Consider the following 26,564-nt stretch of genomic DNA (forward strand, 5'->3'; position numbering starts at 1 on the left):
GCGTCCCCCATCGGAGATCGACAATCGCTGATCCGAGTCGGCACCCTACCCGGCGGTACGCCCAGCGGTCAGTTTCCGCCTGCGCCGGATCACGAGCGGCAGGGCACCGGCGAGGCCGAGCGCGCCGGGAGCCAGCGCGGCCGCGGTGTTGATCCCCTGCTGGTCGAAGGTGTCCGGGACCGGCAGGGTCGCCCAGCGGTTGACCGGCCACGCCACCAGGAAGGCCCGGCCCACGACGTCGTCCACCGGCACGAAGCCCTTGTTCACGTCGTTGGTGTGATACCGCGAGTCCGAGGAGTCCTGCCGGTGGTCGCCCATCACCCAGATCTTGCCGTCGGGCACCTTGAACGGGCCGAAGGGCATGTCGTCGCAGGGGGTGCCGCCGGGGAAGATGTACGGCTCGTCGAGCGGCTTGCCGTTGACGACGACCGGGCCGCCCCTCTTGCAGGACACGGTGTCGCCGCCGACCGCGATCGTCCGCTTGATCAGGTCCTTCTCCTGCGAGGAGGGCATCAGGCCGATGAAGCTCAGGAAGGTCTGCACCGCGTTCGACTCGGGTGTCGGCTCGCCGTCCAGCCAGCCGCTCGGGTCGTGGAAGACGACGACCTCACCGCGCTCCGGCTCGGAGCCGAACCACGGAGTGAGCTTGTCGACCAGCACCCGGTCACCCTGCTGAAGGGTGTTCTGCATCGAATCCGACGGAATCGAGAACGCCTGCACCAGAAACGTCTTGATCAGCAGCGCCAGAACCAGCGCGACACCGATGAGGAGCGGCAGCTCCTTCCAGAGGGGGCGGGGCTTCTTCGCCCGCCTGCCGCCTTGTTCCGGGATGCGCGCGGCCTCCGGCGCGGCCGGACCCGGTGTCCCTTCCACGGGATCGAGGGCAGCGTCGGCGGGCTGCTCGGTCCTCTCCGTGGACTGCCCGTGTCCGGATCGCGCTCCGTCTGCCACGTCGCTCACATTCATTCCTCACTCTGCGCCAACGACGGCCCACCCGGGCCCGCCGATCACAAACCCACCCCCCTGGACAACGAGCGGGGGTTCCCGGGGCTACTTCTGCCGCGCCGCCGCGGCCCTGTTCCGCCTGCGCCAGAGCACGAGGGGCAGTGCGCCGGCGAAGCCCAGCGCGCCGGGAGCCAGCGCGGCCGCGGCGTTGATCCCCGGCTGGTCGAAGGTCTTCGGGACGGGCAGGGTCGCCCAGCGGTTGACCGGCCACGCCACCACGATGGCCCGGCCCACGACCTCGTCGTTGGAGACGGTGCCGCCGCCCGGCAGCTCCTGGTGGTAGCGGGAGTCGAGGGAGTTCTGGCGGTGGTCGCCCATCACCCAGATACGGCCCTTGGGGACCTTGACCGGGCCGAACGGCTCGTCGTTGCAGGCGGTGTTCCCCTTGAAGATGAACGACTTGTCGTCCAGCGCCTTGCCGTTGACCATGACCGGACCGTTGTTCTTGCACTCCACCGTGTCACCGCCGACCGCGATGACCCGTTTGATCAGGTCCTTCTCCTCGGCGGACGGCATCAGCCCGATGAAGCTCAGGAACTTCTGCACCGCGTTCGGATCGGCCGTCGGGGTGTTCTCCAGCCAGCCGCCCGGATCGTGGAAGACGACGACCTCACCGCGCTCCGGCTCGGAGCCGAACCACGGAGTGAGCTTGTCGACCAGCACCCGGTCACCCCGCTGAAGGGTGTTCTGCATCGAATCCGACGGAATCGAGAACGCCTGCACCAGAAACGTCTTGATCAGCAGCGCCAGAACCAGCGCGACACCGATGAGGAGCGGCAGCTCCTTCCAGAAGGAGCGCGGCTTCTTCCTGGCCGTACTGCCACTGCCACCGCCCGGGGCATCGCCGTCACCCTCCGTCGTCCCGGCCGGCTCGGTGTTCCCGGGAATGTCCGGCCGGTCCTCGGGTTCGTCGTGTCCGGATCGTGCGCCCACCGCCAAATCCCCCACATCTGCTCCTTATTCCATGCCACCGCCTGCGCCCTAGCCGGTGCAGGCCAACCACTCCCATAACGAGCGGGAGTTCCGCAGGGGTCGGGAGCCGGATCATTCCGTTGGGATCCTGGGACACACTATTCGACGGTCCCGGGGCAGCCGCCGTCCCGGCGCGCGGGTCCGGGACCGAGGAGAACGCGGAACGTTGCTCAAGCGTCGTCCAGTGCCCGACGGGCCAGCCGATCACCACGGCCCGTCCCACTACGGCATCTTCGGAAACCGTGCCGTCGGCCGTCTTGTCCAGGTGGAAACGTGAATCGGCGGAATTGGAGCGATGGTCACCCATCACGAAGATTCGTCCGGCTGGAACCTTTACCTCGAATTTGATCGTGGAAGGGGGATTGCCGGGAAACAGATAGGGCTCGTCGACCGCCTGGCCGTTGACCATGAGGCGGCCGTCCGCGTCACAGCACCTCACCGTGTCGCCGCCGACGGCGACCACTCGTTTGATCAGGTCCTGTTCGTCGTCCGAGGGCAGCAGCCCGATGAAGGTCAGCGCCTCCTTCACCTGCTTGATGACGACGGGCGACTCCTTCGCCGTCACCGGATTCGGCGGCGGCCAGTCCGAGGGGTTCTTGAACACCACCACATCGCCACGCTGCGGGCGGGATCCGAACCACGGGGTGAGCTTGTCCACGAGGACCCGGTCACCGATCCGGATGGTCTGTTCCATCGAGCCCGACGGAATCACGAAGGCCTGCACCAGGAACGTCTTGAGGACCAGCGCGATCACCACCGCGACGGTGATGAGCAGGGGAACCTCCTGGACGGCCGATCTGCGCCGCTTCCGTTTCACCTTGCGGGCGAGCCTGCGCCGCTCCGCCCGGGTGGGCAACGGGCGGGGCGCCGTGCCGCCGCCCGCCGACGGCCGCGCCCCGGGACCGGCGGCGTTCTGCCGCCGCCCCCGGTTACCCATGCTTCGCCCCCGGCGCGGGTACGCCGTCGAAGGCCGCGGTGCCCGGGAGCGAGGCCACCCGTCCCAGCGGCCAGCCGATCCAGTCCACCCTGCCGATCACCTTGCCGACGGGCACCATGCCGCCTCCCGGTTCGCCCAGGTGGTCGCGGGAGTCCCGGGAACGGCTGCGGTGATCGCCCATCATCCAGAGCGTGCCGTCCGGCACGACGATGTCGAACGGGGCCCGCGAGGGCGCGTCGCCCGCGAACAGGTAGCCCTCGTCCAGCGGCCGGCCGTTCACCTGGATCCTGCCCCCCTTGTCGCAGCAGACCACCCGGTCGCCCCCCACGCCCACCACCCGTTTCACGAAGTCGGTCTCGGCGGGCTCCGCGAGCCCCAGGGAAGCCGCGGCCCCGTGCAGCAGCCCGGTGACGGGGTTCTCCGGCGGCGCCTCCTGCATGAAGGAGCCGGTGCCGTCGAAGACCACCACATCCCCCCGCCGGGGCTCGGAGCCGAAGCGGTACGCCAGTTTGTTGACCAGCACCCGGTCCCCGACCCGCAGCGTCGCCTCCATCGAGCCGCTGGGGATCAGGAAGGGCTGCACCACGAAGATGCTGAAGAGCAGGACGAAGACCGAGCAGACAGCACCGAGCGCGACCGTGCGCCGCCATGACATCGAGGCGGCGAAACGGTGCGGGATACGCGAAAAGCGCGACCCCTCCTCCGGCCCCGTGGGGGCTGCGGAGGAGCGGTCGCGCTCCGTGGTTCTTGCTTCCGTGTCCATCGGGGCCAGAGCTTATCCGGCCGTGCCGCGGACCTGGGAGCCAGCTCAGCGGTCGCGCTTCTCCTTGATCTTCGCGGCCTTGCCGCGCAGCTCACGGAGGAAGTACAGCTTGGCGCGACGGACGTCACCGCGGGTGACGAGCTCGATCTTCTCGAAGATCGGGCTGTGCACCGGGAAGGTGCGCTCGACGCCGACGCTGAAGGAGACCTTGCGGACCGTGAAGGTCTCGCCGACGCCCGCGCCCTGGCGGCGGATGACGATGCCCTTGAACTGCTGGATACGGGAGCGGTTGCCCTCGATCACGCGGACGTGAACGTTGACGGTGTCACCGGGGCGGAACGCCGGGACGTCGGTACGCAGCGAGGCGGCGTTGACGCCATCGAGCAGGGAAGTCATGTTGTCTGCTTTCTTCGCCGATGCCACAGGTCATCGACGGGAGAGTGATGAGATTCGGGTGCTGATCGCGTCGGGCGAGCGTCGGGACCATCCCCATCTGCATGAGGAGCACTACGGCCGCTTTCCCCCTGTGGCAGGGGCGCGCGTCGGACGTACAGCAGCGGCCTATTCTTCCACGGTCTCGGGCCTGCGCCAAAATCGGCCCCCGGGCTCGGGCGACCAGCCGAGGATCGAGAGCATCTCGCGGTCCTTCTTGTCGAAGCCGGACGCCTCGCAACGCTCGATCAGATCGGGCCGGTTGAGCGCGGTACGCCGGAAGGCCTCGTCCCGGCGCCAGCGCGCGATGCGGCCGTGGTGGCCGCTGAGCAGCACGTCCGGAATCCCCCGGCCGCGCCACTCGGGCGGCTTGGTGTAGACGGGCCCCTCCAGCAGATCGGCCATCGCGCCGGGTGCGAAGGAGTCGTCCCGGTGCGATTCGGCGTTGCCGAGCACGCCGGGCAGCAGCCGGGCCACCGCCTCCGTGATCACCAGTACCGCGGCTTCCCCGCCGGCCAGCACGTAGTCGCCGATGGACACCTCGACGACCGGCATCCGGGTGGCGTACTCCTCGGTCACCCGCCGGTCGATGCCCTCGTAGCGGGCCGGGGCGAAGATCAGCCAGGGCCGCTCGGACAGCTCGACGGCGAGTTCCTGGGTGAACGGCCGGCCGCTGGGCGTCGGCACCACGAGCACCGGGGAGTGCGCACCGGACTCGTAGCCGCCTGCCAGGGCCTCGTCCAGGGCGTCGCCCCACGGTTCGGTCTTCATGACCATGCCGGGGCCGCCGCCGTAGGGGGTGTCGTCGACCGTGTTGTGGCGGTCGTACGTCCACTCCCGCAGATCGTGCACGTGCACGTCGAGCCGGCCGCGGGCGCGGGCCTTGCCGACGAGCGAGACGTTCAGCGGTTCGAGGTACTCGGGGAAGATCGTGACGACGTCGAGGCGCATCAGGCGTCTTTCCCGCCCTCGGCGGCCCCGGCCGCCTCCTCGTCCCGCGAGGAGGCGACGACCGCCTCGCTCTCGTCGATCAGGCCCGGCGGCGGTGTGATCACCGCGCGCTGTTCCTCCAGGTCGATCTCGGAGACGATCTCCTCGACGAACGGGATCATCACCTCGGTGCCGTCGGGGCGCTCCACGATGAAGAGGTCCTGGGACGGCAGGTGCGTGATCTCGGTGATCCGGCCGATCTCGGTACCGTCGGCGAGAACCACGTCCAGGTCCATCAGCTGATGGTCGTAGAACTCCTCGGGGTCCTCCGGGAGCTCGTCCGGGTCGACCTCGGAGATCAGCAGCGTGTTGCGCAGCGCCTCGGCGGCCGTACGGTCCCGTACGCCCTCGAAACGCAGCAGCAGCCTGCCGCTGTGCACCCGGCCGGTCTCGATCGTCAGCGGTCCCGTCGACGCCGGCTCGGTGGCCAGTACCGCACCGGGGCCGAGCCGGAGCTCCGGCTCGTCCGTGCGCACCTCGACGGTGACCTCGCCCTTGATGCCGTGGGCGCGACCGATCCGCGCGACTACCAACTGCACCTTGTGTCTCTCCTGTCATACGACGACGGGCCGGGGCGGGCGCATGGCCCTCCCCGGCCCGTGCCGGTGTTCAACTCTGTCAGCGAACCTGGTCCACATCGACGAGGTCGACGCGGATGCCACGGCCGCCGATGGCTCCGACGACGGTACGCAACGCGCGTGCGGTGCGACCGTTGCGGCCGATCACCTTGCCGAGGTCGTCGGGGTGGACCCGGACCTCAAGCACACGGCCGCGACGCAGGGTGCGCGAGGCGACCTGCACGTCCTCGGGGTTGTCGACGATGCCTTTCACGAGGTGCTCAAGAGCCTCCTCGAGCATGATCAGGCCTCGGTCGACTCGGCGGGCGCAGCTGCGTCAGCAGCCTCGTCCGCCTTCTTGTCGGCCTTCTTCGCCTTCTGCGTGATGGCCTCGCCCTTGGACTCCTCGCCGGAGTCCTTGGTCAGGGCCTCGAACAGGGCGCGCTTGTCAGCCTTGGGCTCCGGCTGCAGAAGCGGCGCGGGGGCCGGGAGACCCTTGTGGGCCTGCCAGTCACCGGTGAGCTTCAGGATCGCGAGGACCGGCTCGGTCGGCTGGGCGCCGACGGACAGCCAGTACTGCGCGCGCTCTGCGTTGACCTCGATGCGCGAGGGGTTCTGTACCGGGTGGTACAGGCCGATCTCCTCGATGGCCCGGCCGTCACGGCGGGTACGGGAGTCGGCGACGACGATGCGGTAGTGAGGCGAACGGATCTTGCCCAGACGCTTCAGCTTGATCTTGACTGCCACGGAAGTGGTGTCTCCTGGTCTATGACGTGGTTGGGCACAACGAAGATGCCACGTGGGGTTGCGGTACTCGGGTGCCCGATGGACGCGTCAGCCGGAGGAGAGAGGGGTCCTATGCGACTGTCGAGTACAGCTAGCCATTGTGCCACACCACATCGGTTCACCCCACCGCGACCACTGCCTCCGGGATCCGGAACGGCTTTCCGCAGCCGCCGCAGACGATCGGGGCCTGCGCGAGGACCGAGGGGACCACGCGCACATTGCGACCGCAGTCGCAGACGGCCTTGACCCGCACTCCCCCTCCGGAGGAGCCGTGCCGGGCGGCCGGGCCGCGGAAGGAGCGCTTGGTGTCGGCGGCGGTGGCCACGGTGTGCGCCTTGAGTGCGCGCTGCAGCCGTTCCATCGTCGGCCGGTACCGGCGCTTGGCCTCGGGGTTGAGCGTGACCAGGGAGAAGCCACTGCTGGGGTGGGGCTCCTCGGCGTGGTCGAGGCCCAGCTCCTCGGCGATCGCCAGGAATCGGCGGTTGTGGTAGCGGCCGGCGCGTGAGGTGTCCCGGACACCTCTCGCGGCGGCGATGCCATGGACTGCCTCATGGAGCAGCCGTTCGAAGGAGAGCTCGGCGCCACAGGCGGACGACGACTCTCCGATCAGGGACTCGGGCGCGGCAAGATCGGGCAGCTCGGGGTGGTACCGCTGAATGTCGGCCCACGCCTGTGCCAGCTCTGCGGCAAGTACAGGTGGTGTCGTGCTCACGTCGTGACAACGAGCGCGAGTGCCCCGGTGTTCCGATTCCGGGCCATCCCAAATAATTTGCACGTACCAGTCAGTTGCCGTTCATGCGTCCTGACGAGGGCGGGTGCGCTGATCTGCGGAGAACTCTCACAGCTCACACCAAGGTGGTACGTAGCGACGTGTACGCCCGAGCGCGTAGACCGCGCGTACGCCCCCCGGTTCCCACGCCGCCCGGGCGCCCGGAGCGTCAGCGGGCACGGGCCGCGGGAACCCGACAGTACCGGGCCCGGTCCGCACCGCTCACCCCCTCCCCCGAGCACCCTCCCCCGAGCGCTCGACGTGCCCGGCCCCGCCCGCCGGGTGAGACTGGACCGGCGAGCGGTACCGGAGACAACCATTGCCCGTAGACCCCTGGACGCGGCGGCGGATGCGCAGTTCCCTGGCATACGGGGGAAGCGCGGCCGCACAGGCACGGGGGAATCGTCCACTCGGACACGACCGACTTGACCGGCATCTCGGCGGATTGGGGCGCATTCCATGACACCAACGCTCGTCCGGCACCACAGGCACGCGGAGTCGTCCGCCCCGGTGGACACCGGATCCCGGGCCCGGGACTGGGCCGAGATCCAGGAACGGATGCTCGCGCCGCTCTACGAGGCGGTGTACTGGCGGCTGGAGGTGGGGGCCGCCACCCGGATGCTCTCGCTCGGCTGCGGCTCCGGGCTCGCGCTGCTGATCGCGGCCGGCCGCGGAGCCCACGTCACCGGCATCGACAGCGACCCGGAACGCCTCGCGCTCGCCCGCGACCGGCTGCTGCCGGGCCCCGTGGCCGACGCCGGTCCCCCGGCCACCGGGCCATGGCTCCTGGACGGCGTCCCGGCCGTCGCGGCGGGCCACCAGCCGTACGGGCTGATCACCGCGTTCACACCGATCGGCTGCTCGGCCGACGACGCGGAGGAGCTGGTGGCCGCACTCGGCTCCGCGGTGCCGCTGGCGGCCCGGGGCAGCACGGTGGTCCTGACGGGCTGGGGCCCGCCGGAGCGGTGCGCCACCGCGGCGGTGCTGCGGGTGGCGGCCCGGCTCGCGGAGCGGACGGGTTCCCCCGGAGCGGGCGGCTGGCTGGGCGCGCAGCGGGACGATCTGGAGGACGTGGCCCTCCGGACCGGGCTGAGGCCGGACGGCTCCGGACGGGTGGCGTGCCCGTTCGGCTACGCGGACCTGGACAGCGCGGTCCGGGGCCTGCTGTCGACCCGGCTCTTCGACGCGGCGGTACGGGCGACGGACCGGACCCAGGTGGAGAAGGAGGTGGCGGAGGCCCTGCACCCGCACCTGCGCCGGGACGGCACCGTCTGGATGCCCAACGTGTTCCGCTATCTCGTCTGCACGACGTAGCGGCCGGCCCCGGACTCTGCCTGCACGACGTGGCCGCTGGCCCCAGGCGCTGTCTGCACGACCCACCGCCGGTCCCGGGCTCTGCCTGCGCGACGTGGCCGCCGGTCCCGGGTCCCGCCGGGCGCCGCCGGCCGGGGCGCTACGGCTTGTCCAGCCGGGTGATGCCCGCGGCCCGGTAGGCGGCCACCTCGTCCAGGGTCTCGTGCTCCAGCAGCGCCCCGGCCAGCGAGTCCAGCCGGTCCCGGTTGTTCCCGAGGAGCCGGCACGCCTCCTCGTAGCACTCGTCGACGATGCGGCGCATCTCGCCGTCCACCGCGTCCAGCGTCGCGGGTGCGGCGCTCAGGCCGTACGCCTGCTGGGCATCGGCCGGGATCGCCGTGAGGCGGCCCACCTTGTGGCTCATCCCCCAGCGGCCCACCATGCCCCGGGCCAGACCGGTGACCTGCTCCAGGTCGCTCTCCGCACCCGTGGTGACGACGCCGAACACCACCTGTTCGGCCGCCATCCCGCCGAGCGCGCCGATGATCCGGCCACGGAGGTACTCCTCGGTGTAGGCGTACTTGTCGGCGTCCGGTGTGGAGAGCGTGACCCCGAGGGCCCGGCCGCGCGGCACGATGGTGACCTTGCGGACCGGGTCGGCGCCGGGCTGGAGCATCCCCAGCAGCGCGTGCCCGCTCTCGTGGAAGGCGGTTCTGCGGCGTTCCTCGTCCGACATGACGAGCGAGCGCTCCGCACCGAGCTGGACCTTCTCCAGGGCGTCCGAGAGATCGGCGCCGCTCACCTCCCGCTGCCCCCGCTTGACGGCGAGCAGCGCGGCCTCGTTGGCCAGGTTGGCCAGATCTGCGCCGGTCATCCCCGGGGTCGTCCGGGCCACCTGGCCCAGGTCCACGTCCTGCGCCATCGGGATCTGCCGGGTGTGGATCTCCAGGATCGCCTCCCGGCCGGTCTTGTCCGGCGGGCTGACCTGGACGATCCGGTCGAAGCGGCCGGGCCGGGTGAGCGCCGGGTCGAGGACGTCGGCGCGGTTGGTGGCCGCGAGCACGATCACTCCCTCGGAGCCGGAGAAGCCGTCCATCTCGGTGAGGATCTGGTTGAGCGTCTGTTCGCGCTCGTCGTGCCCGCCCATGCCGGAGCCGCCGCCTCTGACCCGTCCGATGGTGTCGATCTCGTCGATGAAGACGATGGCGGGGGCGACCTTGCGCGCTTCGGCGAAGAGCTCCCGGACCCGGCCTGCTCCGACGCCGACGATCATCTCGATGAACTCGGAGGCCGAGGCCGAGAAGAACGGCACCCCCGCCTCCCCCGCGACGGCCCGCGCGAGCAGCGTCTTACCCGTGCCGGGAGGACCGGCGAGGAGGACGCCCCCGGGCATCCTGGCGCCCATCTCGCGGTAGGCGTCCGGGTTCTTCAGGAAGTCCACGACGTCGTCGAGTTCGCCCTCGACCTCGTCGATGCCGGCCACGTCGTCGAAGGTGGTGCGCCTGCCGCCCTCCAGCTCGACCGGCTTGGGCGGGGCCTTGCGGCCGAAGCCGCCCATCCCGCCGCCGAGGCCGCCCTTCGACATCCGCCGGGCGATGAACACCCAGAGCACGACGAGCAGCAGCATCGGCGCCAGCGAGATCAGCAGGTTGGCCAGGAAGCTGCGCTCCTTGACGACCGGTTCGGCCGTGACCGTGACGTCGTCCTTGACCAGTTCGGCCCAGAGGTTGTCGTCGGCGAAGGCGGGCCGCTGGGTGACGAACTTGGTGTACTTGTCGTCCTTCTTGCCCGGGACCTTCGCCTCCTTCTTCAGCTGCCCCTCGATGGCATCGCCCTTGGAGTAGATCTTGGAGACATTGCCCGAGGTGACCTGCTTGCTGAACTCCGTGTACGAGATCGTCCGCTCCTCCTCGCCGTTGAAGAAGGAGAGCAGCAGGTTGGCGATCAGATAGACGGCCAGCGCGGTCAGCAGCAGTCCGCCCCAGCCTCCGGGCATCTTCCGGCGGGGCGGCGGGGGCGGTGGTGCGCCCTCGGAGCGCCAGGGCTGGTCGGTGCGGTCGCGGGGAGGTACCGGACTGGTCACGCGCGCTCCTCTGCCGACAGCCGTTGAGCCGACATTAAGGGAGAAACGCGGACGAAGCCCTCGGAGCGGCGGTGCACTGGGCCCATGGAGGGAACGCCGCTCCCCCGCACACGCCCGAGGGGGCGCCCGCCGTGAAGCGGGCGCCCCCTCGGGGACAGGACACGGGCTCGGTCAGCCCATGAACTTCTTGAACTCGTCCGGCAGCTCGAAGTTCTTGTCGTCCTGACCGGCCGGCAGACCGAGCGCGCCGCCCTGCGCCGCCGCCTCGCGACGGGCGGCCTCGGCCTGCTCCTCGGCCTTGCGCTTCATCGGGTTGCCGCTCTTGCGCTTGCCCTTGGCCTGCTTCACCTGCTTCTTCTGCCGGCCGGGGCCGCCGCCCATGCCCGGCATCCCGGGCATACCCGGCATGCCGCCGCCCTGCGCCATCCTCGACATCATCTTGCGGGCCTCGAAGAACCGCTCGACCAGGCTCTTCACGGCGCTGACCTCGACACCGGAGCCCTTGGCGATACGGGCGCGGCGCGAACCGTTGATGATCGTCGGCTCGGAGCGCTCCTTCGGGGTCATCGACTTGATGATCGCGGCGGTGCGGTCGACGTCGCGCTCGTCGATGTTGTTGATCTGGTCCTTGATCTGCCCCATGCCGGGCAGCATCCCGAGCAGCTTGGAGATGGAGCCCATCTTGCGGACCTGCTCCATCTGGGCGAGGAAGTCGTCGAGCGTGAAGTCCTTGCCCTTGCTGGACGCCAGCTTGGAGGCCATCTTGGCGGCCTCGTCCTGGCTGAAGGTCTTCTCCGCCTGCTCGATCAGGGTGAGCAGGTCACCCATGTCGAGGATGCGCGAGGCCATCCGGTCCGGGTGGAAGGCGTCGAAGTCCTCCAGCTTCTCGCCGTTCGACGCGAAGATGATCTGCTTGCCCGTGACATGGGCGATCGAGAGGGCCGCGCCGCCTCGGGCGTCACCGTCGAGCTTGGAGAGCACCACACCGTCGAAGCCGACGCCGTCGCGGAAGGCCTCCGCGGTGTTGACCGCGTCCTGGCCGATCATCGCGTCGACGACGAAGAGGATCTCGTCGGGGCTGACGGCGTCGCGGATGTCCGCGGCCTGCTGCATCAGCTCCTGGTCGATGCCGAGGCGGCCGGCGGTGTCGACGACGACGATGTCGTACTGCTTGGCACGCGCGTGCTCGATCGAGTCCTTGGCGACCTGGACCGGGTCACCGACGCCGTTGCCCGGCTCCGGCGCGTACACCGCGACGCCGGCGCGCTCGGCGACGACGCTCAGCTGGTTGACGGCGTTGGGGCGCTGGAGGTCACAGGCGACGAGCAGCGGGGAGTGGCCCTGGCCCTTCAGCCAGAGGCCGAGCTTTCCGGCGAGGGTTGTCTTACCAGCGCCCTGGAGGCCGGCGAGCATGATCACGGTGGGCGCGGTCTTGGCGAACCGCAGCCGCCGGGTCTCGCCACCGAGGATGGAGACGAGCTCCTCGTTGACGATCTTGATCATCTGCTGCGCGGGGTTCAGCGCCTGGGAGACCTCGGCGCCGCGCGCCCGCTCCTTGACGTTGGCGATGAAGGACCGGACGACGGGCAGGGCGACATCGGCCTCAAGCAGGGCGATACGGATCTCGCGAGCCGTGGCGTCGATGTCCGCCTCGGACAAGCGGCCCTTGCCCCTGAGGTTCTTGAAAGTCGCGGCAAGGCGGTCGGAGAGAGTATCGAACACGGCGCTCGTCGGTCCTCAGGGTCGGGGGCGGGATGGGTCAGTCGTCCCCCAGGGTATCCGGACGCGCTGGAAGGCAAAGCCCTCGCCCGGTTCTCATGACGGACGAGGGCTGTCGCACACGGTGAAAGCGCTCAGCCGAGCGCCTTCTCGACCTCCTGGGCCAGCTCCGCCGCACGCTCTGCCGCCAGCGGCCGGCCGTCCTGACCGGTGACGTAGAACGCGTCCACGGCGTTGGACCCGAGCGTCGAGACATGCGCGCTGCGGACCCGTACCGCGCTCAGCTCCAGCGCCCGGCCGATCCGGTGGAGCAGACCCGGGGCGTCCTGGGCGCGCACCTCGATCACCGTGGCCAGCTGGGAGCCGGCCGCCGCGACCTTCACCCGCGGCGGCGGGGCCTTCACCCCGCGCCGGCGCGGGTAGGCCGCCTCGCGCTCGGCGAGCCGGGCCCGGATGTCCAGCGAACCGTCCAGGGCGCGTACGAGGTCGGCGCGCAGCCGGGCCGCCTGGGGCAGGGACCCGTACTCGGCGGCGACCCGCCAGCTGAGCAGCAGTACGTCGGCGCTCTCGCCCAGCTCGGTGGGGAGCTCGACGGCCCGCAGGTCCGCCGCGCGGACGGTGAGCCGGTGCAGGGCCAGCACCCCGGCGGCGGCGGGGAGGACCCCGGGCCGGTCCGGGAGGGCGATGAGGAGTTCGACGCCGACGGGCTCTGGGGCGTCCTCCTCCTGCGGGGTCCCGGCCTGGGCGTGCAGGGCGAGGACCGGTTCGCCGGTGCGCAGGGCCTCGATGGCGAGGCGTTCCTGTTCGGCGCTCGGGGCGGCGGGCTCCGGCTCCTCCGGTTCCTCGCCGGCGAGGACCGCCGCGACGCGTTTGACCAGGTCCGTGACGAGGGAGGCGCGCCAGGCGGACCAGGCGGCGGGCCCGGTGGCGAGGGCGTCGGCCTCGGTGAGCGCGTGCAGCAGCTCCAGGGTGGACGCGCTGCCGACGGCGGTGGCGACGGAGCGGACCGTCGCCGGGTCGTCGAGGTCGCGGCGGGTGGCGGTCTCGATGAGCAGCAGGTGGTGGCGTACGAGGGTGGCGATGACGCCCACGTCGTGCGGCTCGAAGCCGATCCGGGCGGCCATGTCGCGGGCGATGACCTCGCCCGCGACGGAGTGGTCGCCGGGCCAGCCCTTGCCGATGTCGTGCAGCAGGGCGGCGACGAGCAGCAGGTCGGGGCGGCCGACGCGGCGGGTGAGGGAGGAGGCGCGGACGGCCGCTTCGACGAGGTGGCGGTCGACGGTCCAGGTGTGGACGGGGTTGCGCTGGGGGCGGCAGTGGACCCGTTCCCAGTCGGGCAGCAGCCGGGTGATCAGCCCCTCCGCTTCGAGGGCCTCCCAGACGGGCACGGTTGCCTCGCCCGCGCCGAGCAGGGTGACGAGCTCCTCCCTGGCCTCGGCCGGCCACGGCACCGGCAGCGGCTTGGCGGTGCCGGCCAGGTGGCGTACGACGTGGCGGGAGAGCGGGAGTTCGGACTGGGCGGCGGCCGCGGCGGCGCGCAGGACCAACACCGGGTCGCGTTCCGGCCGGGCGGTGCGGGCGAGCACGACCTCGCCGTCCGCCTCGACGACGCCGTCCGCGAGCGGGCTGCGGTCGACGGCCGGGGCCCTGCCGCCGCCCAGCATGGCGCGCAGCCTGGGGCGGACGGACCGGGCCCGCAGCACCCGGTTGACCTCGCGCCAGGTGACGTCGGTGGCGTACGAGACGGTGCGGGCGGCCTCGTACAGCTGGCGCAGCAGGGCGTCGGCGTCCAGGAGGCCGAGGGCGTCGGCGACCTGGTCCTGTTCCTGGAGGGCGAGGCGGTCGGTGGCGCGGCCGGTCGTCAGGTGCAGGGCGTCGCGGGCGTCCAGCAGGACGCGGCGGGCCTCGGCGAGGCCCTCGCGGGGTGCGTCGGCGACCCAGGAGGCGGCCACTGCGCGCAGGGCGGTGGCGTCGCGCAGGCCGCCGCGGGCCTCCTTGAGGTCGGGTTCCAGCAGGAACTGCAGCTCGCCCTGGCGCTCGGCCCGTTCGCGGCAGAGCTCGTCGAGCGCGGGCAGCCGCTTGGGGGCCTGGTTGCGCCAGTCCGCGAGGATCGCGGTGCGCAGGGAGGCGACGAGGCCGAGGTCGCCGGCGACGGGCCGTGCGTCGAGCAGCCCGAGCTGCACCTTGAGGTCCTCGCCCGCCGTCTTACGGGCTTCGGCGGGGGTGCGCACGGAGTGGTCGAGGGCGAGGCCGAGGTCCCAGACGGGGTACCAGATGCGGTCGGCCAGGGTGGCGACGGCTCCGGCGTCGGCGCTGCCGTCGTGCAGGAGCAGCAGGTCGAGGTCGCTGCGCGGGGAGAGTTCGCCCCGTCCGTAGCCGCCGACGGCGACGAGGGCGGCGCCGCGGACCCCGGCGTGCGCGGCGGCGGAGGTGAAGAGGGCGCTCAGCCAGTCGTCGGTGAGCGAGGCGAGGGCCGCACGGCGCGGCGGCCCGGACCGCGCCTCTCCCTGGAGGAGGCGCAGCCGGGCCGCCGCATAGCCGCTGGGTCCCGAGTCCTCGGATTCGGTGGTCACTTCGGTACTCGTCACCCAGCTGCCTTTCCGTTCACGTCAATCGTCGGTCAGAGTGCGTCGGGGCCGCGTTCACCGGTGCGGACCCGGACGGCGGTCTCGACGGGCACGCTCCAGACCTTGCCGTCACCGATCTTGCCGGTCCGGGCCGCCTTGACGACGACCTCGATGAGCTGTTCGGCGTCCTCGTCCTCGACGAGCACCTCGATGCGGATCTTCGGGACGAGGTCGACGGTGTACTCGGCGCCCCGGTAGACCTCGGTGTGGCCGCGCTGGCGCCCGTAGCCGCTGGCTTCCGTGACCGTGAGGCCCTGGACGCCGAAGGCCTGGAGGGCCTCCTTGATCTCGTCGAGCCGGTGAGGCTTGACGACTGCGGTGATGAGCTTCATGCGTCCACCTTCTTGTTCGTCGGGGCTGCCGTGGTGCCGGGGGCGGGAGGCGTGGGGCGGGGGGACAGACCGCCGCCGGCGCCGCTGAAGTCGTACGCGGTCTCGGCGTGCTCGACCTGGTCGATGCCGGAGACCTCGTCGTCCTCCTGGACCCGCATCCCGATCGTCCGGTCGAGGAGGAAGGCGAGGACCGCGGAGACGACCAGAGAGTACGCGAGGACGGCGAAGACGCCGACGGCCTGCTTGCCGAGCTGGTCGAGCCCGCCGCCGTAGAAGAGGCCCTTGGCGTCGGACTGGACCCCGCCGGTGGCGAAGAAGCCGATGAGCAGGGAGCCCGCGATACCGCCGACGAGGTGGACGCCGACGACGTCCAGGGAGTCGTCGTAGCCGAACCTGTACTTCAGGCCGACCGCCATGGCGCACAGCACACCGGCGATGGCACCGACCGCGATGGCGCCGAGCGGGCTGACGGCGCCGCCCGCCGGGGTGATGGCGACGAGACCCGCGACGGCGCCGGAGGCGGCTCCCAGGGTGGTGAAGGAGCCGTGGCGGAGCTTCTCGTAGCCGAGCCAGGCGAGCATCGCGGCGGCGGTGGCGACCTGCGTGTTGACGAACATGACCGCGCCGACGCCGTCGTCGTTGCCGAGCCACGAACCGGCGTTGAAGCCGAACCAGCCGAACCAGAGCAGTCCGGCGCCGAGCATCACGAGCGGCAGGCTGTGCGGCCGCATCGGGTCCTTCTTGAAGCCGACCCGCTTGCCGATGACGAGGATCACGCCGAGGGCCGCGGCACCGGCGTTGATGTGGACGGCCGTACCGCCGGCGAAGTCGATGACGCCGAGTTCGTACAGCCAGCCGCCCGCGCCCCAGACCCAGTGCGCGACCGGGAAGTAGACGACGGTGACCCAGAGGGTGATGAAGAGCGCCCAGGAGGTGAACTTGACCCGGTCCGCGAGGGCACCGCTTATCAGGGCCGGGGTGAGGACGGCGAACATCAGCTGGAACACGGCGAAGACGTAGACCGGGATGGTGTAGCCGTCCCAGAGTTCCGTGACGCCGATCCCGCTGAGGCCGGCGAAGTCGGAGCTCCAGCCGATGAAGGACCCGATGTCGGAGCCGAAGGCGAGGCTGAATCCGTACAGCACCCACAGGATCGTGACGATCCCGAGGCTGATGAAGCTCATCATCAGCATGTTGAGGGTGCTCTTGACGCGGACCATGCCTCCGTAGAAGAAGGCCAGGGCCGGGGTCATGACCATCACGAGGGCGGAGCAGATGAGCATGAATCCGGTATTGGCGGCAGACAGCGTCGGGGCGTCTGCTGCGAACGTCGTGATGCCTGGGGGCATCGGCGTCTCCTCGTCGTCGGTGCGGCCGCGTGCGGGCGGTGGGGGCACAACCACGTGCGGAACCACTGGGGAAAGGGGCCGTCCTTATGCGCCATGAGATTCGCTCAGCGCCGTTTCCATGGATGCCGCGTGGTGTTTCGCCGCAGTGACGAAGGCGAGCGACGTGTTACGTCCCCATGAACCGCCCGTGCTGTTCCCGCGCTCGCACCTACTCTGCGGCCGGGGCCGCATACGGTGCGGTTACGACGCTCCGGTACGGGAACGACCACACGAACCGGCCACGGCGACCACCCACTGACCTGGCAATCGGGGGAGCCGAAGTCGGTCTGTGCGGGGTGGCCGTCGTGGCCGGGGACCGGGTGCCTTCAGACCGCTTCCGCGGTCTCGGGCAGCTGTTCGGTGAGGAGATCGGTGAGCCGGGCGACCTCGGGGATGTCCCCGAAGTCCCTGGCCGCGGTGTCGACCGTCTTGCGCAGCCGGGTGTTGACGCGCTCGGAACGGACCTTCTTGGCGACGCGCAGCGCCTTCTCCGCCAGCACGGTGGACTCCTCGGGCTCGCGCTTGAGGAGGTGGACCGTGGCGAGACCGATCAGGTTGAGGGCGTAGGAGCGCTGGTGCTCCTCGTCCTCCCCGAAGAGCTGGACCGCCTTCTGCATGACGGGCTCGGCCAGCGAGGCGTACGTGGGGCTGCGGCCGGCCACGTAGGCGAGGTCGCGGTAGGAGTGGGAGTTCTCGCCGTTCAGCTCGGCGTCGGAGAAGAAGCGGATCCAGTCGGGCTCGGGCTCGCCGTCGATTCCCGCGTCGAGGAAGGTGTCCTCCGCCATCCGGACGGCTCGTTTGCACTTGCTGGGCTGGCCCATGTTGGCGTAGGCGCGGGCCTCCATCGCGTACAGCATCGCCTGGGTCCGCGCGGTGGCGCAGTCCCGGCTGCCGTACTGGGCGAGGTGGATCAGTTCGAGGGCGTCGTCGGGCCGGCCGAGGTGGATCATCTGCCGGCTCATGCTGGACAGGACGTACGAGCCGAGCGGCTTGTCGCCGGCCTCCTTGGAGGCGTGCAGGGCGAGGACGAAGTACTTCTGGGCGGTGGGCTGGAGGCCGACGTCGTAACTCATCCAGCCCGCGAGCTCGGCCAGTTCGGCGGCGCAGCGGAACAGCCGTTTGGCGGTGGCGGCCGGCTGCGGCTCCTGGAGCAGGTCGGTGACCTCGTGGAGCTGGCCGACGACGGCCTTGCGGCGCAGTCCGCCGCCGCACTGCGCGTCCCACTGGCGGAACATCGCGGTGGTGGACTCCAGCAGGTCGAGCTCGGGTCCGGAGAGCCGCGAGGGGCGGCGGGCGGCGGCCTCCGGATCCGGCTCTGCGGCCGCGGCGGCGGTGACGGGCACCAGCCAGCGCTGCATGGGCTCGATGAGGGCGGGACCGGCGGCGAGCGCGAGGGAGCTGCCGAGGAAGCCGCGGCGGGCGAGCATCAGGTCGCTGCGGGAGAACTCGCTGAGCAGGGCGACGGTCTGGGGCCCGGCCCAGGGCAGGTCGACACCGGCCACCGACGGGGACTGGTGCGCGGCGCGTAACCCCAGGTCCTCGACGGCGACGACGCTGCCGAAGCGCTCCGAGAACAGCTCGGACAGGATGCGCGGGATCGGTTCGCGCGGCTGCTCGCCGTCCAGCCAGCGCCGTACCCGTGAGGTGTCGGTGCTGATGTGGTGGGCGCCCAGCTGGCGTGCTCTGCGGTTCACCTGGCGGGCCAGCTCGCCCTTCGACCAGCCGCTGCGCACGAACCACGATCCCAATTGCCCGTTGGGGCGCTTACCGGCATTCGAATCGCCTGCGCCGCTGCCACTCACTGGAACGCCCCCATCCCGCCGAAATACCGTCCGCCGCGAACCATTCTCAGAATGCCGTGAACCGATCCTGTCCGTACGGAGGTTGCACACCATCGAACAGAAACTCGGTTTGCCTCCGGCATACCCATGGGCGCACATACTTCCATGGTTCGTGTACCGACGGTAATCCTACGATCACCCCCTCGGGGAGGGTGATTGCGGAAACGCCACCATTCGCCACCCCTTCGGATGAACGTCACCGCAGCCGGGCGCGATTCACTTGACAGGTGACGACCAGCGGTAGGCGCAAAGGTGCATTCAGGGGCGTGCGAATGAGTTCGGACACTCTGGTGCACGCCCCGCGTCCGGCCGGATCAGCAGGGACGGCGGAGTGTCACGATTGAACCGCGGTCCGTAACCACCGCGAGCTGGACCCGTTGGAGGGGGCATGGGCTTCACGATCGGCGGCATCCGCGAACTGCGATCCGGCGCACGGCGCCGCGGCCGTGCGACCGAGGGCACCGCGGTGGCCGAGTACACGGGGTTATGGGGCTGGGCCGTCGCACCGGGTGCGCGGGCCTCGAACGGCACCTGCTCGTGCGGGGCGGCCGACTGCCCCTCCCCCGGCGCGCATCCGCTGGACTTCGCACGGGAGGTGCCCGCGGGGGCGACGCTCGACACCGCGGCGCGCGCCTGGGCCGAGGTGCCCGGCGCCTCGATGCTGCTGCCGGTGGGCCGCAGCTTCGACGTCCTCGAAGTCGCCGAGCAGTCCGGGCGCCGGGCGCTGGTGCGGATGGAGCGGATGGGCCTGCCGCTGGGCCCGGTGGCCGTGACGCCGGCCGGACGGGCGCAGTTCTTCGTGGCACCGGGCGCGGCCGCCGGACTCCCCCAGCTGCTGTACCGGATGGGCTGGGACGACGCGGAGCTGGACCTGCGGGCGCTCGGCCTCGGCTCCCACGTCACCGCGCCGCCGTCCGACCAGGGCGGCCTCGGCCCGGTCCGCTGGCTCCGCCCGCCGGCCCTGGACACCGCGGCGGCGCCGCCGGAGGCCCGGCTGCTGCTCGGCACGCTGGCGTACGTCTGCCACCGCTGGGCCCTCTGCGGCTGAGCCGCCCGGCGGCTCCGCGCAGCGAAAAGCCCGGCCGCCCGGATGTCCGGGCGGCCGGGCTGCTTCCGGTCCGCCTGTCTCAGTCCCCGATCAGGGCGTCCACGAACGCCTCCGGGTCGAAGGGTGCCAGGTCGTCCGGACCCTCGCCGAGGCCGATGAGCTTCACCGGTACGCCCAGCTCACGCTGGACGGCGATGACGATGCCGCCCTTGGCGGTGCCGTCCAGCTTGGTGAGGACGATGCCGGTGATGTCGACGACCTCCGCGAAGACCCGGGCCTGCACCAGGCCGTTCTGCCCGGTGGTGGCGTCCAGGACGAGCAGGATCTCGTCGAGCGGTCCGTGCTTCTCGACCACCCGCTTGACCTTGCCGAGCTCGTCCATCAGACCGGTCTTGGTGTGCAGCCGGCCCGCCGTGTCGATCAGTACGACGTCGGCGCCCTCCGTGATGCCCTCCTTCACCGCGTCGAAGGCGATCGAGGCCGGGTCACCGCCCTCGGGTCCGCGCACGGTGCGGGCGCCGACGCGCTCGCCCCAGGTCTGGAGCTGATCGGCGGCGGCGGCCCGGAAGGTGTCGGCCGCGCCGAGCACGACGCTGCGGCCGTCGGCCACGAGCACCCGGGCGAGCTTCCCGGTGGTGGTGGTCTTTCCGGTGCCGTTGACACCGACGACCATCACGACGCCGGGGGTGTCGGCGCCGCTCTCCGTCTTGACCGCACGGTCGAAGTCGGTGCCGAGCAGGGTGAGGAGCTCCTCGCGCAGGAGCGAGCGCAGGTCCTCGGGGGTACGGGTGCCGAGGACCCGGACGCGCTCCCGGAGCCGTTCCACCAGTTCCTGGGTGGGGGCGACGCCGACATCGGCGGTGAGGAGGGTGTCCTCGATCTCCTCCCAGGTGTCCTCGTCGAGGTTGTCCCGGGACAGGAGCGTGAGCAGCCCCTTGCCGAGGGAGTTCTGCGAGCGGGCGAGCCGGGCCCGCAGCCGTACGAGGCGGCCGGCGGTGGGCTCGGGAACGTCGAGCGCGGGGGGCGCGACGGCCTCCGGGGCCCGCTCCTCCTCGGCCTCCGCGGGCGGGAGCCCGACCTCCTCGATGGTGCGGCGCGATTCCTCGCGCGGCGTTTCGGCCTCGTCGCCGACATGGGGCTCGGCGGGAGGAGTGATGGTCGGCGTGCTCGACGGTGCCGGGGGCAGCTGCTTCTTCTTGCGGCTGCTGACCACGAGCCCGCTGATCACGCCGACCGCGACCAGGGCGATGACTACAGCAAGGATGACGAATTCCATAACCCACCCAGTATCGGTCACGAAAGGTGGGGAATCGCAGAAGGTGCGAACCCGTGACGGTGCGCGTACGAGCGATCACGGCCCACCGGAGTCCGTCCAGCAGAACACCTCTGAGCTGCGTGTCTGGTGCAGTCGAGAGTGTTTATACATGTCAGCACAGGGCTACAGCCGCTCCTTCGGTCTCCACCCACACAATGATGACCGCGCGTGTCCTTGCTCTGACCAGCGTCGTTCGCAGAACATGCGAATTTTTCGCGATCCATGCGAGGCGGCCCATGGCGCCCATTGACGGATCGGCTCACCTGTATCTGGCGGCCGGTGTGCCCCTACTGCGCCCGGAGGACCAGGTCTTCCAGGCAATGCTGGACGGCTGGCGCAACCAGCAGCTGGCCCGCAATCTCAGCTTCGGTACGGTCGAGCAACGAGAAGCGCTCATCCGGCGCTTCCGAGCCTTCACCGCCGCCGACCCGTGGCTATGGACGGCCGCGCACGTGGACGAGTTCACCACCGAGGCGCGAGGAGTCCGGTGGAACAGCCGCTCGACGGTGCTCGGCTATCAGACTGGGATCAGGCTCTTCATGGGCTATCTCACCGATTCTGCCTACGGCTGGCCGACCGAGTGTGAGACACGGTTCGGCACCCATCCCGTGCAGGTCTGCCATGAGTGGAACACTGCCCGCCACACCCAGGAAGCCCAGGCAGGGCCCGGCAAGCGAGCCCTCACTCACAACGAACTGCAGGCGCTGTTCGACCACGCCGACGAGCGCGCCGTGGCCGCGCAGTCCTCCGGCCGCAAGGGGTGGCTCACCGCCTTCCGCGATGCCACGTTGCTGAAGGTCGCATACAGCTGGGGCCTGCGCCGCAACGAGGTCCGACGCCTCGAACTGTGCGATCTGGGCAGCAATCCCAAGGCTCCGGAGTTCGGCAGCTACGGCATCGTCCACGTCCGCTTCGGGAAGGCCATGCGCGGTTCACCGCCCAAACGGCGGGCCGTGCTGACGGTCCCATTGTTCGACTGGGCAACGGACGCCCTCGGGCAGTGGGTCGAGGAGGTCCGCCCGTTGCTCGCAGAGGCCGACTCCCCCGTTCTTTGGCCCTCGGAGCGAGGATCGCTCCTGTGTCTCTCCTCCGTGACGTCCCTGTTCACGCGCTGCCGGCACGAGCTGGGGCTAGCGGAAGGACTGGACTTCCACTCGCTGCGGAGGTCGTACGTTTCCCACCTCATCGAGGCCGGCTACGACTCTCTGTTCGTGCAGCAGCAGGTCGGCCACGAACATGCGTCGACCACCACGATCTACACGCATGTTTCCCCCGATTACCGGGCCCGCACCGTGCGGGCTGCCCTGGATCGCATCGGGCACCGAGTGACTGTGGGGGAGGTCGCTCCATGAACCGTTCGGTGACGTACTCCTGGCGTTTGCGGGAGATCATGGCAGCACACGGCCTCAACAACATCTCCGACTTGATTCCGCTTCTCAAGGATCGGAGCATCGACCTGTCAGCCTCACAGATCTACCGCTTGGTTGGCCAACGTCCGGAACGCCTGTCACTGGCCTTGCTCGGCGCCCTCTGTGACGCGCTGGAGTGCAGCGTCGAGGACCTCTGCCGATTCGAAGTACAGACCACTCAGCAGCCCCGTCGAGCGGCCTCCGGCGGGCCCACGGTCATCGACCTGAACAGCACCATCCGCCCGCGACGGGCACGAGTACGACGGACTGATTGATATGCCCCGCTGCAAGAAGCCCTGCGCACGCTGCGGCGTCGTCACCGGCCGCTACGGCGTCGCCAAATGGCCCGAGGGATTCGTCTGTGGCCGCTGCTACTACCGTGCCATGCAGTGCCGCGGCGCCTGCCCAGCCTGCGGCGTCGAACGGCTCCTGCCCGGCCTCGACGCAGACCGTGTCCCCATCTGCCGCGATTGCGCGGGCATCCCCCGTGACTCCACTGCACACGTTGTGGGGAAGAAGCCGACCGCGGCCGTCGAGGCCTCTGCCATCGCTGCTGCCTCCAGGACGACCTGGCAACCCTTCTCGATGACGGCACAGGCCAGATCGCGCCGCCGCTGCGTCCGCTCGTCGATGCTTTGGTCACCCAGGATCGACCGGTCAGCGCCCGGCTGTGGGCCCGATTCCCACACGTCAAGACGCTCCTGCGCGGACTCGCGGACGGCAGTCTGCCACGAGACCTTTGACAACTTCACCCCACGGCAGGCCGCAGAGCACACACGCGAACTTCTCGTCACTACCGGGATCCTGGCAGAACGTAACCGGGCCGAGGTGGAATTTTTACGCTGGCTGGAGTGGAAGACGCCGCAAATCGCCAACCCCGAGGATCAGCAGCTAGTGCCGCATCAGGCAACGTTCGCCTCGTTCATGTCAGACTGCTCGGATGATCGTCAGACTCGCGGGAGATGAAGACTTCCCCGGCTTCCTTGGCCTGGCGGCCCAGGTCGAGCACTGGTTCGGTCCGATGGTGGAGGATGTCGGTTTCCATGACGCTGTGCGCAAGCACATGCGTCGGTCCAGGGCGCTCGTCGCTGTTTCCTCGGAGCCGGGTCTCCTCGGCGGGCTGCTATTCGGAGCGAAGGCGTCCACCTACCACGTCCACTGGCTTGTCGTCTCGGAGCAGGCACGGGGGAAGGGCGCCGGTCGTGCACTGATGTCGGACGCGATGCGTAGATGGGTGCAGAGCCCGGGCAGCATTGAGGTGGTCACTTTCGGGGTCGAACACCCCGGTGCTTTCGCCAGCGGCGCGCGTGTCTTCTACGAGCGACTCGGCTTCGCCCCTGCCGAGGCTGTCGGTCCAGGGCCGGAAGGCGGTTCCCGGCAGATCTATCGCCGGGCCGTCGCCTGATTCACGCGATGTTGGCCTTGGCGACGACGGCGCGTAGGCGCCGGTCGTCAGCGTGGCGGTTTCGCCAGATGATGTAGCGGCGGATCATGCTGCCCTGCTCCTTGTGGTCGGCGTGGTCTGTGCCGTCGAGAGTGAAGTAGCGCAAGGCTGTGAACTGGGCCTCGATGCGGTTGAGCCAGGAGCTGTTGGTCGGCGTGTAGGCCATCTCGACGTTGTTCGCCACCGCCCAGGTTCCGACGCGCTGGCACTTCTTCGTGCTCAGGTGCGGGGAGAAGTTGTCACTGACGATCGCGATCCGTACCTCGGGCGGGTAGAGGCTGCGCAGGTAGCGGCAGAACTCCAGGAACTGCGTGCGCTTCTTGATCGGTTTGATGTGGCCGTAGAGCTTGTCCTTGGTCAGGTCCAGGGCGGCGAAGAGGTGCCGTACTCCGCCGTAACGGTTGTAGGTCGCCCGGCGTCTGCGGCGGGGCTCGCGGTCTGGGTCCTTGTGCTTGCCGCCGCGTTCGGCCCACTGCTGCCCGGGGTGCGGCATCAGGTTGAGGGGTCCGAACTCGTCCATGCAGAAGATGACTTCGGGTTCGCCGTCCTCGGGTATGACCTCTCCGTCGGCGATCGCATAAAGGTGCTCGACGCGGGCCTTCTTGGCCGCGTAGTCCGGATCACGGGAGGTCTTCCAGGTCTTCAGGCGTTGAAAGGAGACGCCTTCCTCGCGGAGCAGAATGCGCAGGCCCTCGTGGCTGATGTCGTCGACCACCCCCTCGGCGACCAGGAAGTCCGCCAGCTTGGTCAGACTCCAGGTCGAGAACGGCAGATCGTGCTCAGTGGGCTTGGACTTGGCGATCTTCTTGATCTCACGGCGCTCCGGCAGCGTGAACGTCCTCGGCCGACCGCCGGAGTACTTCGGATACAGCGAGTCGAAGCCGTCCGTGTTGAAGTTGTGGATGACGTCTCTGACCCGGTCGTCGCTGGTGAACGACACCTCGGCGATCCTCGCCACCGGCATGCCCTGCGCGGACAGCAGAACCATCTGGGCCCGCCGCCAGGTCACCACCGACCCGGTGCCCCTGCGGATGATCCGCAGCAGCCGTTGCCCCTCGTCGTCATCGATCTCTCGAACCCGCACTCGTTCCGCCACCCGGACAGGATGACGGCCCCGGGCCGCCCGGCACAGCTCCCGGGCGGCGCGTCACACTGTGACTGAGCGTCCTCGCTGGCCAGCATCTCCGCGTCTCAACGGCGAGATGGCCCGCCGGTAGAGTCGGTTCGAGGGATCTGGGGGACTTATGACTGCAGCGGGTGCACCGCCCATCATCTTCGTGCACGGGACGCGGTTCAGCGCGGGACAGTGGAGCCCACAGCTCGCCGCACTCGACGAGGACTTCCGGGTACCGCGAACGCTCAGGCTGACCAAATCGTGCGCTCACTGGCCAACTGCGGCGCAGTCACGACCACAACAGCGAACGTTGCCTGACCCGGCACTAGTTCGCCGCTTCGCCACCTGGCACCATCTACGGCGTCTGCGTGAGCTCGATGCCCGCGGGGCTGTCGCACCGACGACCGTGGCCCGGGCCCGCGCCGCCGTCCGTGCCGGAGCCGACTTCCTGGCCTGGCTGCGGAAGCGCGGCCGCACCCCTATGACCTGTACACAAGGGCACGTGGACGAATGGCTCGCCACCGGCACAGGTACCCGGCGCAGCGCGGCAACCTTCGTGCACTGGGCCGTTCGCACCCGCGTCATGGCCCCGGTCGACTTCCCCTGGATCCGCTCGGCCAAGCTCGATTCCATCGGCCAGACCGAGCGACTGCACTTCCTCCGACGCATCGCCGAAGACAGCTCTATCCGTCTCGAAACCCGAGTACTCGGGCTACTCGTCCTTCTCTTCGCTCAGCCAGTGACACGGATCTCACGCATGAGCATCGACGACATCGAGATCACCGATGAGGAGGTCATCGTTCACCTCACCGGTGGGGAACCCGTCCCTGTTCCCCACCCATTTGACCAGCTCTTTTCGCGACTACCTGCCGCAACGACGCCACACGACAACTGCCCGCAACAACCGCACCCGCTGGCTCTTCCCTGGCTCGGTCCCAGGGCAGCCCTTGGCAATCGCAACCCTCCACAAAGGCCTGTGGGACGGCGGTATCCCCATCCGTCGCGGGCGGAACTCAGCCCTGCGCGATCTTGTCCTGGAGATGCCGCCGGCACTGGTAGCCAGGGCCCTCGGCTACAGCCCCCTAGCCACCGAACTACACGCCGCACGAGCAGGACGCCCGTGGGCGGATTACGCATCCATCCGGCGCTACCACGGCAAGCAGCTCCAGATCTTCTGAGGGCACTGAGCTTTCCCCAACCTCATGTTGATGCGTCGTGAAGGACGAGAACGGCCTTCACAACGTCGGTGATTCGATTGGTGCTGCAGCGAAGTTCCCGCAGAAGACGCCATCCTTCAGGGCAGCCGCGGCCTGCTCACCGAGACAGCGGGTCTTTGCGTGGAGGTGTTGGGGCGGCGTTTCCGCCGCTTGAGGCGCCAGCCCCGAAACAGTACCCGGACGGGTCCGCCGGCGCCTTGAAACGCCTTGTCCGCCCAACATTTAGGTCCTGCTTCGGTAAAGGATCGATGATCCCGTGCTGCCGCGCGGCAGTCAGGTCGTGAGCCGAGCCGGACAGAGTCGGCAAGGCCCCGAGCAACCGTCCGAACGGATCGATGAGAATCTGCACGTTCATGCCGTGCGGGCCAACGCTTCCCGGAGTAGGGGGTGTCGACTCGGTTGATCGGCAACAGGGTGTTGTCCAGTCAGGAACTCTCAAGGTGCGGTTGGCCAGATCAATTAAGGACAGATAGAAGAGCGGGCGAAGCTCCTGCCAGACACGGGTGGACTTGGTCGAGAAACC

At 69.8% G+C, this 26,564-nt stretch carries 23 protein-coding genes and 1 pseudogene; 5 read left to right on the top strand and 19 right to left on the bottom strand.

Annotated features, from left to right (window positions below; all coding sequences use genetic code 11):
- Positions 1-45 precede the first annotated feature (45 nt).
- The 10 genes from lepB (ACIP89_RS29985) to ACIP89_RS30030 all read right to left on the bottom strand — a co-directional run bounded on the left by lepB (ACIP89_RS29985) (position 46) and on the right by ACIP89_RS30030 (position 7,154).
- Positions 46-951 (bottom strand): signal peptidase I, encoded by a 906-nt coding sequence (lepB, locus tag ACIP89_RS29985; protein ID WP_401932500.1) that lies wholly within the window; start codon positions 949-951, stop codon positions 46-48.
- Positions 952-1,050: 99 nt separating this feature from the next.
- Positions 1,051-1,944, bottom strand: a complete 894-nt coding sequence (gene lepB, locus ACIP89_RS29990; protein WP_402117696.1) for a signal peptidase I — start codon at positions 1,942-1,944, stop codon at positions 1,051-1,053.
- Positions 1,853-2,914: a signal peptidase I gene (lepB, locus tag ACIP89_RS29995; RefSeq protein WP_401932160.1), complete on the bottom strand. Its 1,062-nt coding sequence runs from the start codon at positions 2,912-2,914 to the stop codon at positions 1,853-1,855. Before lepB (ACIP89_RS29995) ends, lepB (ACIP89_RS29990) begins: the two co-directional genes overlap by 92 nt.
- Entirely contained in the window at positions 2,907-3,677 is a 771-nt protein-coding gene (gene lepB, locus ACIP89_RS30000; protein WP_401932414.1) for a signal peptidase I, read from the bottom strand. The genes lepB (ACIP89_RS29995) and lepB (ACIP89_RS30000) overlap by 8 nt, the downstream gene beginning before the upstream one ends.
- 45 nt (positions 3,678-3,722) lie before the next feature.
- The gene (gene rplS / locus ACIP89_RS30005) at positions 3,723-4,073 is read right to left on the bottom strand and encodes a 50S ribosomal protein L19 (protein WP_024492231.1); all 351 of its coding nucleotides are present in this window, start codon (positions 4,071-4,073) and stop codon (positions 3,723-3,725) included.
- Between the two features lie 165 nt (positions 4,074-4,238).
- On the bottom strand, positions 4,239-5,060 hold the full coding sequence (gene trmD, locus ACIP89_RS30010) for a tRNA (guanosine(37)-N1)-methyltransferase TrmD (protein WP_401932154.1): 822 nt from the start codon (positions 5,058-5,060) through the stop codon (positions 4,239-4,241).
- Complete coding sequence (rimM, locus tag ACIP89_RS30015; RefSeq protein ID WP_401932408.1) at positions 5,060-5,638, bottom strand: ribosome maturation factor RimM; 579 nt, start codon at positions 5,636-5,638, stop codon at positions 5,060-5,062. The genes trmD and rimM overlap by 1 nt, the downstream gene beginning before the upstream one ends.
- A gap of 79 nt (positions 5,639-5,717) precedes the next feature.
- Positions 5,718-5,957 carry an RNA-binding protein gene (locus ACIP89_RS30020; RefSeq protein WP_024492228.1) on the bottom strand — a complete coding sequence of 80 codons (240 nt, stop codon included), beginning with the start codon at positions 5,955-5,957 and terminating at the stop codon, positions 5,718-5,720.
- A gap of 2 nt (positions 5,958-5,959) precedes the next feature.
- Entirely contained in the window at positions 5,960-6,403 is a 444-nt protein-coding gene (gene rpsP / locus ACIP89_RS30025; RefSeq protein ID WP_384136853.1) for a 30S ribosomal protein S16, read from the bottom strand.
- Positions 6,404-6,560: 157 nt separating this feature from the next.
- Positions 6,561-7,154: a hypothetical protein gene (locus ACIP89_RS30030; RefSeq protein ID WP_073739095.1), complete on the bottom strand. Its 594-nt coding sequence runs from the start codon at positions 7,152-7,154 to the stop codon at positions 6,561-6,563.
- A 516-nt stretch (positions 7,155-7,670) separates the two neighbouring features.
- On the opposite strand from ACIP89_RS30030, the gene ACIP89_RS30035 reads away from it, so the two are divergent.
- Positions 7,671-8,525, top strand: coding sequence for a methyltransferase domain-containing protein (locus ACIP89_RS30035; RefSeq protein ID WP_402117652.1), 855 nt, complete (start codon positions 7,671-7,673; stop codon positions 8,523-8,525).
- Positions 8,526-8,664: 139 nt separating this feature from the next.
- On the opposite strand, the gene ftsH is transcribed toward ACIP89_RS30035, so the two are convergent.
- From ftsH to ACIP89_RS30065, 6 genes are all read right to left on the bottom strand, one after another.
- On the bottom strand, positions 8,665-10,587 hold the full coding sequence (gene ftsH / locus ACIP89_RS30040; protein ID WP_401932144.1) for an ATP-dependent zinc metalloprotease FtsH: 1,923 nt from the start codon (positions 10,585-10,587) through the stop codon (positions 8,665-8,667).
- 171 nt (positions 10,588-10,758) lie between these two features.
- Positions 10,759-12,309 carry a signal recognition particle protein gene (gene ffh / locus ACIP89_RS30045; protein WP_401932141.1) on the bottom strand — a complete coding sequence of 517 codons (1,551 nt, stop codon included), beginning with the start codon at positions 12,307-12,309 and terminating at the stop codon, positions 10,759-10,761.
- A gap of 131 nt (positions 12,310-12,440) precedes the next feature.
- A complete protein-coding gene (locus tag ACIP89_RS30050; RefSeq protein ID WP_402117653.1) occupies positions 12,441-14,894 on the bottom strand; it encodes a [protein-PII] uridylyltransferase in 2,454 nt (817 codons plus the stop codon).
- A 32-nt stretch (positions 14,895-14,926) separates the two neighbouring features.
- Positions 14,927-15,265, bottom strand: coding sequence for a P-II family nitrogen regulator (locus ACIP89_RS30055; RefSeq protein WP_003965965.1), 339 nt, complete (start codon positions 15,263-15,265; stop codon positions 14,927-14,929).
- Positions 15,262-16,614, bottom strand: a complete 1,353-nt coding sequence (locus ACIP89_RS30060; RefSeq protein ID WP_401932136.1) for an ammonium transporter — start codon at positions 16,612-16,614, stop codon at positions 15,262-15,264. Before ACIP89_RS30060 ends, ACIP89_RS30055 begins: the two co-directional genes overlap by 4 nt.
- A gap of 365 nt (positions 16,615-16,979) precedes the next feature.
- Positions 16,980-18,455, bottom strand: a complete 1,476-nt coding sequence (locus ACIP89_RS30065) for a hypothetical protein (RefSeq protein ID WP_401932133.1) — start codon at positions 18,453-18,455, stop codon at positions 16,980-16,982.
- 427 nt (positions 18,456-18,882) lie between these two features.
- Between ACIP89_RS30065 and ACIP89_RS30070 the strand changes: the two genes are divergently transcribed.
- A complete protein-coding gene (locus ACIP89_RS30070) occupies positions 18,883-19,542 on the top strand; it encodes a bifunctional DNA primase/polymerase (RefSeq protein WP_401932130.1) in 660 nt (219 codons plus the stop codon).
- Between the two features lie 79 nt (positions 19,543-19,621).
- Here the strand turns inward: ACIP89_RS30070 and ftsY are convergent, their stop codons facing one another.
- Positions 19,622-20,818, bottom strand: coding sequence for a signal recognition particle-docking protein FtsY (gene ftsY, locus ACIP89_RS30075; RefSeq protein ID WP_402117654.1), 1,197 nt, complete (start codon positions 20,816-20,818; stop codon positions 19,622-19,624).
- Between the two features lie 275 nt (positions 20,819-21,093).
- Between ftsY and ACIP89_RS30080 the strand changes: the two genes are divergently transcribed.
- From ACIP89_RS30080 to ACIP89_RS30090, 3 genes are all read left to right on the top strand, one after another.
- Positions 21,094-22,209: a tyrosine-type recombinase/integrase gene (locus ACIP89_RS30080; RefSeq protein WP_402117656.1), complete on the top strand. Its 1,116-nt coding sequence runs from the start codon at positions 21,094-21,096 to the stop codon at positions 22,207-22,209.
- Positions 22,206-22,541, top strand: coding sequence for a helix-turn-helix domain-containing protein (locus ACIP89_RS30085; protein WP_402117657.1), 336 nt, complete (start codon positions 22,206-22,208; stop codon positions 22,539-22,541). Before ACIP89_RS30080 ends, ACIP89_RS30085 begins: the two co-directional genes overlap by 4 nt.
- A gap of 665 nt (positions 22,542-23,206) precedes the next feature.
- Complete coding sequence (locus ACIP89_RS30090; protein WP_402117658.1) at positions 23,207-23,671, top strand: GNAT family N-acetyltransferase; 465 nt, start codon at positions 23,207-23,209, stop codon at positions 23,669-23,671.
- 1 nt (position 23,672) lies between these two features.
- On the opposite strand, the gene ACIP89_RS30095 is transcribed toward ACIP89_RS30090, so the two are convergent.
- Entirely contained in the window at positions 23,673-24,806 is a 1,134-nt protein-coding gene (locus tag ACIP89_RS30095; RefSeq protein WP_402117659.1) for an IS630 family transposase, read from the bottom strand.
- A 1,218-nt stretch (positions 24,807-26,024) separates the two neighbouring features.
- A pseudogene (locus tag ACIP89_RS30100) lies at positions 26,025-26,466 on the bottom strand (transposase family protein); the annotation flags it as partial.
- Between the last annotated feature and the right edge of the window lie 98 nt (positions 26,467-26,564).

The organism is Streptomyces sp. NPDC088730, assembly GCF_044751215.1.
Classification (GTDB): Bacteria; Actinomycetota; Actinomycetes; order Streptomycetales; family Streptomycetaceae; genus Streptomyces.